This window comes from Marinimicrobium sp. C2-29, assembly GCF_038419845.1.
GTDB lineage: Bacteria > Pseudomonadota > Gammaproteobacteria > Pseudomonadales > Cellvibrionaceae > Marinimicrobium.
Genome location: NZ_JBCAQT010000011.1, coordinates 166,461 through 181,990, shown reverse-complemented (window position 1 = coordinate 181,990; position 15,530 = coordinate 166,461). Strand labels below are relative to the sequence as shown.

The 15,530-nt window shown below is 59.5% G+C and carries 12 protein-coding genes; all 12 read right to left on the bottom strand.

Annotated elements, in window-relative coordinates:
• Positions 1 to 145 precede the first annotated feature (145 nt).
• The 12 genes from AAE484_RS12425 to flgC all read right to left on the bottom strand — a co-directional run bounded on the left by AAE484_RS12425 (position 146) and on the right by flgC (position 15,502).
• Positions 146 to 2,083 (bottom strand): putative bifunctional diguanylate cyclase/phosphodiesterase, encoded by a 1,938-nt coding sequence (locus AAE484_RS12425; protein WP_341938720.1) that lies wholly within the window; start codon positions 2,081 to 2,083, stop codon positions 146 to 148.
• A 317-nt stretch (positions 2,084 to 2,400) separates the two neighbouring features.
• The gene (locus tag AAE484_RS12420; RefSeq protein WP_341938719.1) at positions 2,401 to 2,730 is read right to left on the bottom strand and encodes a flagellar protein FliT; all 330 of its coding nucleotides are present in this window, start codon (positions 2,728 to 2,730) and stop codon (positions 2,401 to 2,403) included.
• 152 nt (positions 2,731 to 2,882) lie between these two features.
• The gene (gene flgL, locus AAE484_RS12415; RefSeq protein WP_341938718.1) at positions 2,883 to 4,493 is read right to left on the bottom strand and encodes a flagellar hook-associated protein FlgL; all 1,611 of its coding nucleotides are present in this window, start codon (positions 4,491 to 4,493) and stop codon (positions 2,883 to 2,885) included.
• 15 nt (positions 4,494 to 4,508) lie between these two features.
• The gene (flgK, locus tag AAE484_RS12410; protein WP_341938717.1) at positions 4,509 to 7,253 is read right to left on the bottom strand and encodes a flagellar hook-associated protein FlgK; all 2,745 of its coding nucleotides are present in this window, start codon (positions 7,251 to 7,253) and stop codon (positions 4,509 to 4,511) included.
• Between the two features lie 12 nt (positions 7,254 to 7,265).
• The gene (flgJ, locus tag AAE484_RS12405; RefSeq protein ID WP_341938716.1) at positions 7,266 to 8,246 is read right to left on the bottom strand and encodes a flagellar assembly peptidoglycan hydrolase FlgJ; all 981 of its coding nucleotides are present in this window, start codon (positions 8,244 to 8,246) and stop codon (positions 7,266 to 7,268) included.
• Entirely contained in the window at positions 8,246 to 9,346 is a 1,101-nt protein-coding gene (locus AAE484_RS12400; protein WP_341938715.1) for a flagellar basal body P-ring protein FlgI, read from the bottom strand. The genes flgJ and AAE484_RS12400 overlap by 1 nt, the downstream gene beginning before the upstream one ends.
• 17 nt (positions 9,347 to 9,363) lie before the next feature.
• Positions 9,364 to 10,059: a flagellar basal body L-ring protein FlgH gene (gene flgH / locus AAE484_RS12395; RefSeq protein WP_341938714.1), complete on the bottom strand. Its 696-nt coding sequence runs from the start codon at positions 10,057 to 10,059 to the stop codon at positions 9,364 to 9,366.
• Positions 10,060 to 10,081: 22 nt separating this feature from the next.
• Positions 10,082 to 10,867, bottom strand: coding sequence for a flagellar basal-body rod protein FlgG (gene flgG / locus AAE484_RS12390; protein ID WP_341938713.1), 786 nt, complete (start codon positions 10,865 to 10,867; stop codon positions 10,082 to 10,084).
• Between the two features lie 94 nt (positions 10,868 to 10,961).
• Entirely contained in the window at positions 10,962 to 11,705 is a 744-nt protein-coding gene (gene flgF / locus AAE484_RS12385) for a flagellar basal-body rod protein FlgF (protein ID WP_341938712.1), read from the bottom strand.
• A gap of 232 nt (positions 11,706 to 11,937) precedes the next feature.
• Positions 11,938 to 14,286 carry a flagellar hook-basal body complex protein gene (locus AAE484_RS12380; RefSeq protein WP_341938711.1) on the bottom strand — a complete coding sequence of 783 codons (2,349 nt, stop codon included), beginning with the start codon at positions 14,284 to 14,286 and terminating at the stop codon, positions 11,938 to 11,940.
• A 32-nt stretch (positions 14,287 to 14,318) separates the two neighbouring features.
• Positions 14,319 to 15,035: a flagellar hook assembly protein FlgD gene (locus AAE484_RS12375; protein ID WP_341938710.1), complete on the bottom strand. Its 717-nt coding sequence runs from the start codon at positions 15,033 to 15,035 to the stop codon at positions 14,319 to 14,321.
• 11 nt (positions 15,036 to 15,046) lie between these two features.
• On the bottom strand, positions 15,047 to 15,502 hold the full coding sequence (flgC, locus tag AAE484_RS12370; protein WP_341938709.1) for a flagellar basal body rod protein FlgC: 456 nt from the start codon (positions 15,500 to 15,502) through the stop codon (positions 15,047 to 15,049).
• Positions 15,503 to 15,530 lie beyond the last annotated feature (28 nt).

The following is a 15,530-nucleotide window of genomic DNA, read 5'->3' as shown; positions in this document are numbered from 1 at the left end:
ACACCTCTTCTAGGGTGGTAGAATACCACCTTAAATGGTGTCCGGAATCATTAGACCACTTCAAGCCCACCCTACTGGGAGGTAATCAGATTGTAGGGCGGGCTTTGCCCACCAATAGCGTGGGTTGTGGTGGGCGGAGCCCACCCTACGCGGCGGTGGCTTGGGTGGCCATCCAGAGGGCGAAGGTGTCTTTGTCGCAGGGGCGGTGGAGGCCGTAGCCCTGGGCGTAGCCGAAACCTACGTCGGTAACGAAGGCAAGTTGCTCGGGGGTTTCAATGCCTTCGACGATGGAACGCAGTTTCAGGACTTTGGCCAGCTCCAACACCGTTCGGGCGATCTCCTGGCTTTTTCTGGCGGAGTCGATTTTCTCCATGAAGCTTTTATCGAGCTTGATGCCGTCCACCGGTAGAGTGCGCAGGTAACTCAGTGAAGAGTAGCCGGTACCGAAATCGTCCACGTAAATGCTGATCCCCAGCTCGCGCAGACGATTGAGGATGACACTGGCTTCGCCGTCGCGCTCTATCAGGACGCCTTCGGTAACTTCCAGGTTCAGGTGGCGCCCGTTCAGCCCATAGGCCTGTAGCGTTTGCTGTATAAAAGGAACCAGGTCCACCTGGAAGAACTCGCGCGGCGAAAGGTTGACACTGATGGCAAATTCACAGGGCACGGCGCCGTTGTCGCGCCACTGCTGAAGGGCGGCGCAGGCCTGGGTGAGCATCTGACGGCCGATGTCGGCCACCAGACCGGAAGCTTCCGCCACGGGGATGAACTCCTCCGGGTTCATCGCGCCCAGTTCTTCATGATGCCACCGGCACAGCACCTCACAGCCACTGGGCTGACCGGTGGCCACATCGATGATGGTCTGGAAGTGGGCTTTCAGGCCCTGATTCTGCAAGGCTTTACGCAGTTCGGTTTCAAGGCGGGCGCGGGTGCGCTGCTCGTTATTCAGGACCTGGTCGAAGATAAAATAGCTGCCCTTCCCTCCCTCTTTGGCTTTGTAGAGCGACAGGTCGGCCTTGCGGATCAGTGAATCGGCGCTGCGCTCCGTACCGGATTCGACCGTGACACCAAGGCTGGAGCCCACCTCAAAGTCGACACCGTCCACGGTAAAGGGCTGGCGCAGACTGTCCAGAATGCGGCTGGCCAGACTGGCGGCGGCTTCGTAATCGGCCACCTGCTCCGCCAGCAGGATAAACTCGTCCCCACCAAAGCGCGCGAGGGTGTCTTCCGGGCGCAGTTGCTCTTCTATCCGCTGGGAGAACAGTTTCAGCAGAGAGTCCCCCACCTGGTGGCCATAGCTGTCATTGATGGTTTTGAAATTGTCGATGTCCATCAGCAGCACGGCGTAAGGCGCAGGACGGCGCCGGGAGCGGTGAATGGCCTGGTCCAGGCGATCCAGAAACAGTTCCCGGTTGGCCACGCCGGTGAGCTTGTCGTGAAAGGCGCTGTGCTGGAGCTGTTTTTCCATGACCTTGCGGTCGTGAATGTCGCGACCGTAACCAAAGTACAGGGTTTCCCAGTCGACCTTGACGAAGCTCCACTCTACCCAGCGGTGGTCGCCGTCGGCGGTACGGGTGCGCGCATCAAAAGTGACCTGCGGGTGCTCTCCGGAGAGCAGCTGGGTGATCCGCTTGACCACATCCGGACGGTCCTGGTCGCAGATGATACTCAAAAAGGGTGTGCCCGCCATGTCCTCCGGCCGGCGGCTGAGAATGTCGCCGGCGGCGGGGTTTACCTGCAGAAAGCCACCCTCCTGGTCCAGGGTACAGAGAATATCCGGCGAAATGGCAAAAAACTGCTCCAGTTGTGCCCGCTGGTGGGCGCTGTGGGTGGACTCCTCACGAAGGCAACGGATCAGATGGGCCAGCTTGCCGGCCTTATCGAGGCTCAGGAGCAACGCCAGGCCACAGCCGACAAGGATGGCTCCAATCAATCCCGCCATCCAGGTGATCCCGTTGAGGTAGACGCCACCGGCGGCGGGTTCAAGGCTTTCGTGCAGTCCCCAGAGCGCATTGCCCCCCGTAATCAGGAGCGACAGGATGATGATGGTGACGGCAGTCGCAATGAGCTTCTTGCCCGGCATAGGCGATAGTACCTCTCAGGGATTTGATGATTGTTGGGTGAATGTGGTGTTCAGAAGGGTTGATGCTTGTGTCAATATTTTCGACACTCTAACAGAAAAAGGATAAATGCGCCACGACAAAAGGGGACGGAGGGGTTTTATTTTGATCAATTTGTGCAATGTTTGGCCAGGGTGGTGGTGGGCGGAGCCCACCCTACAGGGGGATGGGGGGCAGCCCGGGGGTTGCGGTGTAGGCGTTTGGGTTGGGGTGGATGCGCCTTGGGTTACGGCGGATGCGCTTACAGCTTATCCGCCCTACGATTAGTATGGGTGGTATTTTAGGGGGTTTTGTAGGCTTTGACGGCTTTGTCGTTGGTGTTCTGGCGTTTTAGGTCGTTGGCGATGTCGGATTTGGTCTGTTCGGCCAGGCGGCCGAGTTCGTCGTTAAGGGTCTGGATGTCGGCGATCTGCTCGCGCAGCTCGTCGGCGAGACCGGCTTCGGCGACGTCGATCATGAACTGGTTGTCGTTTAGCTTGGCCAGTAGCGCCTGGCGTTCGGGCGCCTGTTGCTCGTAGCCTTCCCAGTCGCCGGCGCGGGCCAGCTCCAGCAGCTGTTCGGTCTGGGCGCGGAACTGGTAGACGGGTTCCAATAGGTTGTCACTGGACATGGCTGACTTCGGCCTCGGATTCTGTTTTGTGGATTCGCTCTGCCCCCCAAAGGTTAGAGTTTAGCATAGGGGGCACCGCCGGTTGCGGCCTTACCGCTTATGGACTGCCGGTCGCGGTCGTCCACTTATAAACTGCCGGTGGCGGCTTTCACCTATAGATAGTTGAACAGCGACAGGCCGCTGACCTTCACAAAACTCTGCTGGGCGGCGCTGAGGACCATGCTCTGCATCTGCAGGCGGGTGGAGGCTTCGGCGTAGTCCAGGTTTTCGATATCCGACAGGACCTCTTCACTGTAGAGTTTGGTGTCGGCGTTCAGGTCCCGCGATGTCTCCAGGGTGTTGAGGCGGGCACCCACTTCGCCCTGAACCGAGATCACATTGGTCAAGGCGTTGTCGAGGTTGGTCAGGGTTTTGGCCACCACATCGCCCAGCTCCGCCTTGCTTTCCGGATTGGCTTCCACGTTGCGCATGGCTTCACTCAGGCGCGACAGAGTGGTCAGCAGGCCCTGTTTGTTGCTCGACTCGATATGAAAGCTGTCGCCCGGCTCGGCCAATTCACCATCGGTGGAAGTGCTGCCCTCATTCTGGGTCGCGAAGCCAAAAGCCGTATCGGTGTTGGCGGTGCCATTGCGCACTGTCAGGTTCTGGCCGTTGGTCACGCTCAGGCCCGTGCCGTCGGCGGTAATGCCCAGATTCGCCAGCTTGTCCGCGTTGCGGTCGGCGCCGCTGCCGCCGACAGTTTCGGTAGTGCTGTTAAGCGCGGCGGCCAGGTCGGCGGCATTGTTGACCGGCCGGTCCAGCAACAGGGTTTCCGAGCGGGTTCCCACGGTCAGAGTCACCGTCTCGGGTGAAGTCGAGAAATCCACGGCACCCACGGCGCCAAAGTCCAGCGTGGCGGGCGTGGCGGCTTCTCCGGCATAGGGCTGGCCGGTAACCTGAAAGCGGACGCCATTGATCTCGATGGGATCGCTCTGGTCGTGGGGCTCATTGGCCACCAGCACACGGCCCTTGTCATCGGTAATGGTGTAATTGGCCCGGGGCGGCGTCAGGGTCTCGGGGGCATTGAAGGTGATCTTCATGTCGCCCGGGTAGAATTCGTCGTAGGCCTCCTGGTCGACAATCTCTCCCACACTGATTTCAGCGGGGGGATTGGCCTGGTTGGCGCTGCTGGCCCGGGTGTTGAAGGTGTTGTGGCCGCTGGGAATATCGACAAACAGCCGCTTGCCGGAATCGCCCACGGGCACATTCACCGAGTTGGACACCTGAATGCGCATCTGGCCCTCGTCGCCGTGATAGGAGAAGTTGCCTCCGCCATCGGCACTGAACGGCGCCTTGTCGCCCTGGTGGCCGGCAAAAATATACTGGCCGGAGCTGTTGCGGGTGTTCTGCAGGTTCATCAGCTCTTCAATGCGGGTATCCACTTCAGCCGCAATGGACTGATAGTCCTCCGGAGTCAAAACGCCGGTGTTGCCGGCACGAACGCCCAACTCTTTCATGCGCTGGACCAGATTCACGATGGAATCGAGCGCCACCTCTTCCTGCTCCAGAGCGTTTTCCGCCGCATTGATGTTCTTGTCATACTGCTCAAGACGCCCCAGTTCCTGGTTCAGACGCAGGATGCTGGTGGCCGCCACCGGGTCGTCGGCGGGGCTGAGCACACGCTTGCCCGTGCTGATCTGCTCGGAGGTTTTGTTCACCGCCGACTGGGCATTGCGCATGCCCACATCGGCGATGTTGTAAATCTGTGAGGTGGAAACACGCATGGTTTATGGCCTCAATTAAAGCGAGTTCAACAGGGTGTCGAACATGTCCCGCGCGACGGTGATCACGCGGGAGTTGGCATTGTAAATCTGTTCAAACTTGATCAGGTTGGCCGCCTCTTCATCCAGATTCACCCCGGACACGCTTTCGCGCATGTTCTGGGTCTGCTCCATAAGGCTTCGCGCCGCCTGGGTATTGCTGCGCGCCGAAGCGCTGTCAGTACCCACCTGCTCGACCAGACGCCCGTAGGCATCGCTCAGCCCCAGTTTGCCACCGCCCATGACTTTGGAAGTTTCCAGGTCCGCCATGGCCAGCGCGTTGCGGTTGTCATTGCTGGCATCATTATTGAAGCCCAGGGTAAAGGTATCGCCCGCTTTGGGCTGACCTTTAATGCTGGCCTGAAATCCCATGAAAGACGGCTGGGCGAAATCCTCGGCGGTACTGTCGCCAAAGAGCTGGCTGCTGCTCGGTGCGGTTTCCAGAGTGACCCCATCGGCCAGGCTCAGATCCACGCGTCCACCCACGGTCACCGTGGACTGGCTGCCGGCGCCCTGCCCCTCGAGTCGCACGTCGGGGTTGCCGCTGCTGTCATTGACGCTGAGCTGATTCAGATTGGTATTGTCGGCCTCGAGGCGGATATCCATGTCCACCCCGGAGGAGGCCACCAGGCGCAACTCGGGGTTACCGGTGATCGCATTGGCACCGCTCTCGGCCCGGAATCCCAGCGCCTTGAGGTTGGGGTTGTCGCTGATGCGCTCGGCCAGGTAGTCCTGAAACGCCCCGGGCTCGGTCTGGGGGTTGGGAACCTTGGTGCTCAGCGTCCCGCCCTGATACTCCAGCAGGTCCTCACCATTGACGGTGATCTGCAGGGGGCTGTTGAAATCTTCAATGTTGATGTCGCTCAGCGTCGCCTGGGTAAAGGCATTGGCCGATACGCCTGAGACCCGACTGATCTGATCCGCCAGGTTGGCGGCGGACACGTTCGGGGATGTGACCAGGTTGCGGGTGCTCACCGCCCCGGTCTCCGGGTCGGTCATCCGAAAGCGCAGCTGTTCTACCGGATAGCCATTGGCCTGAGCGGCACCGCCGGTGGGTACCACCTGGGCATCACGTCCATCCGGGAGCCCCAGCCGACTGCCCTCACCCAGGATACGGGTCTGCCCCGGCTCGGTGCCAAACAGCACATTCTCCCGACCGGGCACAAAGGTCTGCTCGCGCATGGGCGGCTCGAGCGGGCGGGGGTTGGCCGGATCGGAGTTGTCCAGAATCTCGTAGGTGGTTTCGGAGGTGAAGCGCACCACCACCGGCGGCGACAATTGGCCGGGGGTGGCAAAGGTCGGCAGGATCTCGCCGTTGCGATCCACCTTGCTCAACACCGCCCCCTGACTGATGCTGCCCGAACCCTGGTTGCCGGTATTTGAGCCGGTACGCACGGGCGAAGCAAAGGCCAGATCTTCCGGGCGGGTCAGCTCGGCTTCAATGTAACGCCCGCCCGCGCTGGTGGGCTTGAGAGTGAAGCTGTCACCACCCTGAAAGGAACCACTCTCCAGGGTGAGCTCCAGCCCTTCGAAATTCAGCGTCTGCGGCTGGCTGCCGGAGATCATGCCCTGCTGTATCGCTTCGCCATCACTCAGACGGGTGATCACGTAGTTGTTGGTATTGTCCAGGATCTTGAAGCGGTAGTCGCTGGTGGTAAGCTGGTTGGTATCGGTGATCGACAGCGACAGGCGCCGATCATTCGGTCCGACGTTGTCGCCCTCTTCGATGCGCTGGCTGAGCAGCTCGGGATCGTTGATATCCCTGAACATCCGCTGGCCGTAGTCCCCGTCCAGATCCAGTCCCTGTTGCTGTTGGCGATTGAATTCATCGGCCAGCACGATGGCCAGGCGCCCCAACTCGTTTTTGGCCGTCTGGAGAATGCCATCGCGAAAGTCCACCAGGCCGCCCAGCTGTCCGCCACTCAGATCATCGGTGACATTGCGCACGCGGGTACCCTGGCCCAGGGTCACCTCGCCCGAATTGGATACGCTGAAGGCATTGGCTTTGGTACCCACCACCAGCGATTGGCCCTGCCCCATGAAGACGTTGATGCTGTTATCGCCCTGGCGCACGGCCTGGATACCCGTCAGTTCCGACAGCTCGCGCAGCGCCTGATCGCGCTGGTCGAGCAGATCGTTGGGCTGAACATTACCGGAGCCGGACTTGTCCATGATGGATTGGTTGAGATCGGCAATGTTGCGCGCAAGATCGTTGATCTGCGTGGTGACCGCATCCATCTCGCGCACGACGTTGCGCTCGATATCCGCGAACCGATCGTAGAGGGTGTTGAACCGGTTGCTCAGGCTTTCGGCCTCGGTAATGATCAACTGTCGCGCCGGTGACGAAGAGGGGTCATCCGCGCCATTCTGGACCGCGGCAAAAAAGCTTTTCAGGCCGCCGGCCAGACCGGTGGCTTCGTTCGCCAATAACTTGTCGATTTTACCGATGTTGGTGTTGTATTTGTCCAGCGCATTGAAGTTGGTGGTGTCGGTGCGCAGCTGGGTGTTGACGAACTCATCCACCATCCGCTCGACGGACTGGGTCGAGGCGCCACTGCCCACATAACCGGCGGTGCCCAGGCGTTCCGCCGGACGGGCAATGCTATCCGTACGCTGACGGTTATAGCCGTCCGTATTGGCGTTACTGATATTGTGCCCGGCGGTGCGCAGCGCATTCTGGCTGACCTGCAGACCGGATATTGCATTCGACAGAAGTCCCGCCATGGTGGTTACCTGTTAAGCGCCGTTGGGATCGGAGGGTTCATCGACCGGACCCTGTGAGAGGGTCGCCATTGGCTCCGAGCGCAACAGCGATTTGATTTTCTCCGCGTAAGCCGGGTCGGTCGCGTAGCCGGCCTCCTGCAGTGCCTCGGCATAACGATCGGGGTCGTTGCCCGCTTTCAAGGCGTCCTGATAACGCGGATTGTCCTGCAGAAATTCGACGTAGTCGGCAAAGCTCTGTTCGTAATCCGGGTACTGCCGGAAATCGGCGCGCTCCATCTGCGGCAGACCATTGCGGTATTCCAATGTGGACACATTGACCCGATCGCCGCTCCAGCGCTGGTCGGCCTTGATATTGAACAGGTTATGGCTGTTAGCGCCATCCTTGCCGTGTACCACATGCTGTCCCCAGCCGGTTTCCAGTGCGGCCTGGGCGATCAGTGACTCGGGCTTCACACCCAGCCGCTGCGCGGCGGCTTCGGCGTGAGGCCGTAGGCTGCGAACAAAATCATGGGGGGTCTCGCCCAGAGGCGCTCGCTGTTCAACCGCGCTGGTCGCCGCAGGCGCGGCCGATCGAGTGACTGATGGCGCTGCATTGAGGCTCTCATTGCGCGAAAGGTCACCCGGCAGCGACTCTGATTCGGCCGGTGTATTCAGATGTTTGCCGTAAGCCGCGCTCATCTGCTGATAGAGCATGTCCGCCATGCCCAGGCCGCGGCCCTTGGTCAGTTCCAATGACATCTGCTGGTCGAGCATCTCCTGGTGAAATTTGGTTTCTTCACTGCTGAAGTAGCTGTCTTTGCCGAATACTTCATTGCTCGAGCGCATCTGCTTGAACATCTGGTGCACAAACATGGATTCGAACTGTCGGGCCACTTCCTTCAGCGCTTCCGGATCGCCCTCGCGCCCTTTGGCCCGCAGGGCTTCCATCCCCTGACTGTTCAGGTGGGTATCCTGAATCTGTTGGCGTACCTGAGTGGTATCGAGCGGTATCATCAGATCACCATCAGTTGGGCTTTGAGCGCGCCGGATTGTTTGAGCGCTTCGAGAATGGCCATCAGGTCGCCGGGCGAAGCGCCTACGTTATTGACCGCGCGCACGATATCCTCGAGGGTATTGCCGGGTGCAAACTTGAACATGGGATTGGTTTCTTCGGTGATTTCTATATCCGTTCCCGGCACGATGGCGGTCTCGCCCTGTCCTAACGGGTTGGGTTGCACGGCTGTATAGTCTTCGGAGATGGACACAGTCAGACTGCCGTGCGTAATGGCCACGGGCGACACGCGCACATGTTGCCCTACCACGATAGTACCGGTACGAGAATTGATCACGACCTTGGCCGCCTCTTCACCGGGGGTGACTTCAATATTTTCCAGCAACGACAGGAAGTCCACCCGTTGAGACGGGTCCTGCGGAGCGCTTACCGCAACCGAGACGGCATCCTGGGCGCGTGCCACATCCGGCCCCAGCATGGCGTTGATGGCCTGAACGACCCGGTTGGCCGTGGTGAAATCAGCCCGGTTCAGATTCAACACAATGGGCTGCCCGGAGGAAAAGTTGGTTTCCACTTCCCGCTCCACGCTGGCGCCCTGGGGAATACGGCCCACGCTGGGAATATTGACGGTGATGCTGGAGCCATCGCGCCCCTGGGCGCCGAAACCGCCCACTATCAGGTTACCTTGAGCCAGTGCATAAATATCACCGTCAGCGCCCTTGAGCGGCGTCATCAACAGACTACCGCCCCGTAAGCTGTCGGCATTACTGATGGAGGAGACTGTAACGTCCAGCGTCTGGCCCGGTTTGGCAAAGGCCGGCAGCTCGGCCTGAACCATCACCGCTGCCACATTTCGCGTCTGCACGCGCGTGCCCTCGGGTATGGTGATACCAAACTGTTGCAACATGTTGTTGAACGACTGAGTGGTAAAGGGCGATTGGTTGGTCTGGTCCCCGGTGCCATCCAGGCCTACCACCAGGCCATAGCCCACCAACTTGTTGGAGCGGACACCCGCGACGGTGGTAATGTCCTTGATCCGTTCGGCCTGAGTGAAAGCACTGCTCAGTAGCAATACAATGGCCAGCAATAGTCGATTGAACATGGGTTTACACCTCAGCATTAAAAGGGCCAGTAACCACTGTTAAAGAAACGACCCAACCACCCCATCGATTGCGAATCGGCCAGCGTACCGGTGCCGCTATAAGATATTTTCGCGTTTGCCAGACGAGTGGACGGTACGGTGTTATCGGGTGAGACATCGTCCGGGCGGACAATGCCGCTGATGCGAATAAACTCATCCCCGCGATTGATGGTGATCCATTTTTCGCCGCGCACGACCAACCCGCCGTTGGGCAGTACTTCGGCGACGGTCACAGTGATGTTGCCCTCCAGGCTATTGCTCTGATCGGCGCCGGCATCGCCATTGAAATCGCGATTCTGCTCCATGTTGGTTTCCAGGGTATTGCCCCGAAAACTGGGGTTGGTACCCAGCAGCGGCCCGGCGTTGAAATCCATGCTGTTTTCTTTCTGCACCGACACGCCGGCGCTTTTGCTCGAGACAGTGCGCTCGGCCAGAGTCACGGTGATGATGTCGCCCACGTTGAGTGCCTTGCGGTCGGTGTACAGCGCCATGCCGTAGTTGCCCTGATACAGGGACCCTTCGGTGCGCTGCGGAAGATCCGCCGTGGCCGCCACCGTGGGCGCATAGTAGGGATCGCCCGGCACCGGACGCTCGTAGGTGACGCAGGCGGACAGCCCGGCCAACGCCACCAGCAGCGCGCTGAAAGAAAACCCTTTGCGTAAATGCCCTAACATAGCCATGGCCCCGTTGCCTGTCTTACAGCGTCTGATTGATGTACTGCAACATCTGGTCGGCACTGGAGACGACCTTGGAGTTGAGCTCATAGGCACGCTGGGTGGAAATCATGTCCACCATTTCCTGCACGATGTCCACGTTGGAGCTCTCCAGCATGCCCTGCATCAACTTGCCCATACCCTCCTGAGCCGGAGCCCCGAGCACCGGGTTGCCACTGGCCACGGTTTCGACATAGAGGTTGCCCCCGATGGATTCCAGACCGGCCGGATTGATGAAGTCGGCCATCTGGATGTCGCCGATCTGCTGCGGCTGAGGATCGTTGGCAAAGTGCGCCGAGATGATGCCGTCTTCACTGATGTTGATCTGGCTGGTGTTCTCCGGCACCACCACGCCCGGCTCGATCAGAAGGCCGCTGTTGGTGACGAGCTCGCCCTGACCGTTGATCTGCAGTTGTCCATTGCGCGTGTAAGCAAGCGTGCCATCGGGCCTGAGCACCTGCAGAAAACCGCGGCCGTCGATGGCCACATCCAGCGCCTGGTCGGTCACTTCCAGGCTGCCGGCGGTGAACTCTTTCTGGGTCGAAACCACGCGCACACCGGTACCAAGCTGTAGGCCGGAGGGCAATTCGTTGTTCTGGTTGGCCTGGGCGCCGGGCTGCCGCTGGGTTTGATAGAGCAGGTCTTCGAACACCGCCCGATCGCGCTTGAACCCCACCGTGCCCACGTTGGACAGGTTGTTGGAGATGGTGGTCAGTTGCTTATCCTGCGCACTCAGGCCGGTTTTGCTGACGTATAGAGCTGCGTGCATGACAGTGTCTCTCTTGAAGTGTTTGCCGGTGTGGCCTGTTTAGCGGCAAGATCTTTCCGCTTGCCGGCCGGTTCAGGACTGAAAAGTCCGCTTATTATTGAGATTGCAATAGCCGTGCCGAACTCTCGGAATTCTGCTCAACGTTCTGCATCAATTTCAGCTGCATCTCGTACTGGCGTGACAGGCTGAGAATCTGGGTGAATTCGTCCACGGCGTTGACGTTGCTCCCCTCGAGGAAACCACTGATCACGTTGACGCCGGCATCAGCCTCGGCTGGCAGGTTGTCATTCAGGCGAAACAGACCATCCTCGCCCTTGGACACTTCCTGCAGATCCGGATTGACCAGTTTGATCCGGTCGATTTCCACCAGTGCTTCCGGGCCCTGCCCCTGCGCCACGATGGACAGAGTCCCGTCGCTGCCGATCTCCAAGTGCTCCAGCGGAGGCAAGGCAATCGGCCCATCGTTGCCCATGACCGGCTTGCCGTCGGCGGTTCGCAGCACGCCCAGAGGGTCAATATTCAGTGCCCCGGCCCGGGTATAGGCTTCGGTGCCATCGGGTGCCTGGACAGCAATGAAGCCCTCACCGTCGATGGCGAGGTCAAGTTGCCGGCCGGTTTCGTTCAGTGGCCCCTGGGAAAAATCACTGCCCGGGCTTTCGGTCATCGCGTAGGCACGGGTGGGATGCCCATCGCCGTAATACACCGGCATGCTGCGCGCCTGGGCAAAGTCGGCCCGAAAGCCGGTGGTATTGAGGTTGGCTAAGTTGTTGGAGTGATTGGTCTGCGCCATCATATTGTTCTTGGCGCCGGTCATGGCGATATAGAGTGACTTGTCCATGGTGCTTCCCCTGAAACGTTAACGCCTCGTGCGGATGGATAGACAGGAGGCAAAAAACTGTCGCTTGGGGGGAATAATGCAAGAGGGGTGCCAAGTGGGTGGCGGGGTGTGGTTTTGAATGTGGTTGGTTGTGGCGGATGCGCCTTAGGCTTATCCGCCCTACGGAAACCTCGAGGTCTATGTAGGGCGGATAAGCGTCAAGCGCATCCGCCATTACCATCACCGCACGCTATTACCGAAGGTTAATAATAGTCTGGGTAATCTGGTTGGCGGTTTCGATGGTCTTGGAGCTGGCCTGGAAATTCCGCTGGGCGATGATCAGATTCACCAGCTGGCTGGACAGATCCACGTTGGACTCCTCCAGTGCGCCGGCATTGATGACCCCCAGAGAGGCGGAGCCGGGCGCGCCGACGACCGGCTCACCCGAATCGGCCGACTGCACCCAGGAGGTATCGCCCACCGGTTTCAGGCCTTCAATGTTGTTGAAGTTGGCCAGAGCCACCTGCCCCAGCACCTGGGCCTCACCGTTGGTGAAACGGGCGAAGATGATGCCGTCATCGGCGATGTCCACACCGGACAGACGCCCGGTGGTGTAGCCGTTCTGGTCCTGACTCTCGACCCCGAAATTGGAACCGAACTGGGTGGTTCCATCCAGACTGATCTCGAAGTTGGAGCTCGCGGGTGGGTCCTCGACGGGAATCTGGCCGCCCTGAAGGACATTCAAGGGGCCGAGGGCACCGGCCGGGTCACCGTCTTCGGTGCGCGGCATCCAGTTGGAAATCAACATGGGATCGGTCAGGTCTTCGTTCAGCGAACCATCGTTGTTGAAGTGCACATTGAAGGTTGCCATGGTCGGCTCGGTATTCTGAGGCGACGGCAGGGTCGGGTCCGGATCACCCACGTTCTGGCCATCGACCTGAACATGCATCTGCCAATGGTTGGGCGAGGTGGACCCATCACCCGGATCATAGGGCTGACGTACGAAGTACTGCTCCAGTGTATGCGGATTGCCCAGGCTGTCGTAGACCGTGGAATTGGTGGAATGATTGAACGTCGCCTGATCATCCGGATCGAAGGCGTTGATCACTACATCAGAGAAGCTGTCCTCGGTCAGGGGAGCAAACAGGTTGCCCACGCTGGGGTTCGCCCCTTCCAGGCTGTAGCCCTCTTCCATCAGGATGTTGAGACGCCCACCGATCACGGCCGCACTGGATTGATCATTGACGGTCTGAATGCCCGTTCCGGTTCGACCCACGACATCCAGACTGCCCGCCGGCGCCGTGCCGGTAAAGGCAAAACGCAGATCGGTGCCCACCGCCGAGGTGATCTCCAGATCCCCGGTGCCGTTCACTTCCGCGCTGATGCCGGCCAGGCGAGAAGTTCCCAGATCGTTGATCTCGTTGGCGAGCCCGTCGAGAGTGGTCGAGTTCAGGTTGACGCCATTGAGGGTAAAGTTGTTGTTGCTGTTATTGAAGGTCCCCGCCAGTACAGTGGCATCCGTCTGAGCCGAGGCGGTGATTCCGGCGAGCGAGTTGAGCTCGGAAGCGGTTTTGGCCGCAGACGCGCCTTCCTCACTGGTAAAGTTGGTAATGTTGCCATCCGGGCCCTCAAACTCGAGGGTCTGTGCCAGGTAGCCATTGGATACAGCCGGAATACCCGCAACCGAGGCCGGGGCACCTGCCAGAGCCGTGGACAGATCATTGGTACCCGTTGGAGTGTTGACACTGATGGTAGAGCTGACCCCCTCGGTCAGATCCTGAAAGCGCAACTCACCGCCCTCGGCCACGGCCTGCACGTTAATCGGTGAGGGGGCACTGAAAATCTCGCTGTTGATCAGATTGGCAATATCCTGCACCGAGTTGGCCGTTGAAGCGCTGAGATCCACGGTCACAGTGCCATTGCCCGAGGCGGGCGAAGAGCCGGTCAGCTCCAGCTCAAAACTGGTGGGATTGCTCGCGAAATTGATGGGCGTGGCAATGGCGCCCAGATCCGTTGTGGTAAAGGTGGCTTCCTTCAGCCCCTCTTGGGCAATGCCGATGACGGCTCCGTCAGTTTCAAATTCCGCACCGGTTGAGGCCAACACCGGTTCGTTGGCGTCGAGATTGAAACGCCCCTCACTCAAGGTGGTCTGTCGGGGGGCCTGGACACTGACATCCACCTGCAGATCACTCAGCGCGCCATCAAGATTGCCGTCGCCATCGGCGGCGAAGCCCTGCAGGCGAGCGCCTGCGTTGGAAACCATGAAGCCCTCATCATCCAGGCCGAAGGCGCCAGCGCGAGTGTACTGCTGATCGCCCGAGTTGTTGGTCACGAAAAAGCCCTGGCCGTTGATGGCCAGGTCCAGCGAGTTATCGGTGAAGTTGCGATTGCCCTGACTGAACTGCTGACGAATGTTCTGCAGGCTCACGCCGCTACCTGGCGTATTGGCGGTCGACCCCAGGATGCTGCCGGCATAGATATCACCAAACTCCGCGCGGGAGGATTTGAAGCCGGTGGTACTGGCGTTCGCGATGTTATTACCTGTAACGTCCAGGTCGGAGCTGGCGGCACGAATACCGCTGAGAGCTGTATTGAAAGGCATAGTCTATTCCTCACTGCTACGCGCTGGAGCGCTTAATTGAATTGTTTTACATCACCGAGATTGACGGCACCAACGCCAGCCAGGTTCAGTGTCAACTGACCATCATCACCCAGAGTCACGCTATTGACGTTGGCGCTCAGGGCGGTATCCAGCTGCTGACTCTCACCATTCTGGGTTGCAATGGCTTCGAATCGATACTCTCCGGGAGCGACGGGCTCTTCACCTCCCTGCCACTTCAACAGCTCCCCGTTGACTTCCATATTCTGGCCATCCCAACGGAACGCCAGCTCGCCGGCGGGCTGGGCTCCCATGGGGACGTTGGCCACGAGCGCGCCCTTGTCATCGTAGATATTGAGGCGCATGTCCCCGGCCGAGGATTCCAGATCGACACTGCCATTGACGATTCCGCCCTCAAGCAGCTGAGTGGACTCGGTCGGAACGGTAACCGAGCGGCCCACCAGTGAGGAAGCCTGCAGCGCCTGGTTGGACATGAAGCTGCCGCTGAAATCTTCAAAGTTGCTGTTCAGGCGCTCAAGCCCCTCCACGGAACTGAACTGGGCCAACTGAGCAATGAACTCGGTATTGTCCTGGGGCGAGAGCGGATCCTGATTGTTCATCTGGGTGATCATCAGCTCCAGAAACGCCGACTGCCCCATCTCGTTGGGCTTTTCGTCGTCCTTGTTTTTGTTGGCGACGTTTAGATTACTCAGAACGCTGTTGACCGACGGATCGTTGTTAACCTGGCTCATGCTTCCCTCTCCTACTGACCCAGGGTCAGCACTCGTTGCACCATCTGTTTGGCGTTATTCATCACTTCCACGTTCATCTGGAACGAACGGGAGGCCGAGATCATATTGGTCATCTCTTCCACGGGATTGACGTTGGGATAGAACACATAACCCTCTTCATCCGCCTGGGGATGGTCCGGCTCGAAGCGGCGCTCCAGGGGTGAATCACTTTCGACGATGCCCAGCACCTGGACGCCGCGACCGGAGGCTTCATCCTCCCAGCCGAAACCGTCCTCCTGGCCCCAACTCCCTTGATCCATGGCCTGCTGCTGCATCTGGGCAAACACCGGCTGGCGGTTGCGATAGACCTGATCGATGCTGGAGCTAGCAGTCTGGGCATTTGCCAGATTGCTGGCCGTGGTATTGAGACGCACAGTCTGTGCGTTCATGCCGGATCCGGCGACGTCGAAAATATTGACCAGTGACATATTTCTAACTCCCGCAGTGCTATCTGTC

Excerpts from the sequence above, each read along its gene's own strand:
- AAE484_RS12425 (WP_341938720.1), bottom strand. The coding sequence starts at position 2,083 with ATGCCGGGCAAGAAGCTCATTGCGACTGCCGTCACCATCATCATCCTG.
- AAE484_RS12420 (WP_341938719.1), bottom strand. The coding sequence starts at position 2,730 with ATGTCCAGTGACAACCTATTGGAACCCGTCTACCAGTTCCGCGCCCAG.
- flgL (WP_341938718.1), bottom strand. The coding sequence starts at position 4,493 with ATGCGTGTTTCCACCTCACAGATTTACAACATCGCCGATGTGGGCATG.
- flgK (WP_341938717.1), bottom strand. The coding sequence starts at position 7,253 with ATGGCGGGACTTCTGTCGAATGCAATATCCGGTCTGCAGGTCAGCCAG.
- flgJ (WP_341938716.1), bottom strand. The coding sequence starts at position 8,246 with ATGATACCGCTCGATACCACTCAGGTACGCCAACAGATTCAGGATACC.
- AAE484_RS12400 (WP_341938715.1), bottom strand. The coding sequence starts at position 9,346 with ATGTTCAATCGACTATTGCTGGCCATTGTATTGCTACTGAGCAGTGCT.
- flgH (WP_341938714.1), bottom strand. The coding sequence starts at position 10,059 with ATGTTAGGGCATTTACGCAAAGGGTTTTCTTTCAGCGCGCTGCTGGTG.
- flgG (WP_341938713.1), bottom strand. The coding sequence starts at position 10,867 with ATGCACGCAGCTCTATACGTCAGCAAAACCGGCCTGAGTGCGCAGGAT.
- flgF (WP_341938712.1), bottom strand. The coding sequence starts at position 11,705 with ATGGACAAGTCACTCTATATCGCCATGACCGGCGCCAAGAACAATATG.
- AAE484_RS12380 (WP_341938711.1), bottom strand. The coding sequence starts at position 14,286 with ATGCCTTTCAATACAGCTCTCAGCGGTATTCGTGCCGCCAGCTCCGAC.
- AAE484_RS12375 (WP_341938710.1), bottom strand. The coding sequence starts at position 15,035 with ATGAGCCAGGTTAACAACGATCCGTCGGTCAACAGCGTTCTGAGTAAT.
- flgC (WP_341938709.1), bottom strand. The coding sequence starts at position 15,502 with ATGTCACTGGTCAATATTTTCGACGTCGCCGGATCCGGCATGAACGCA.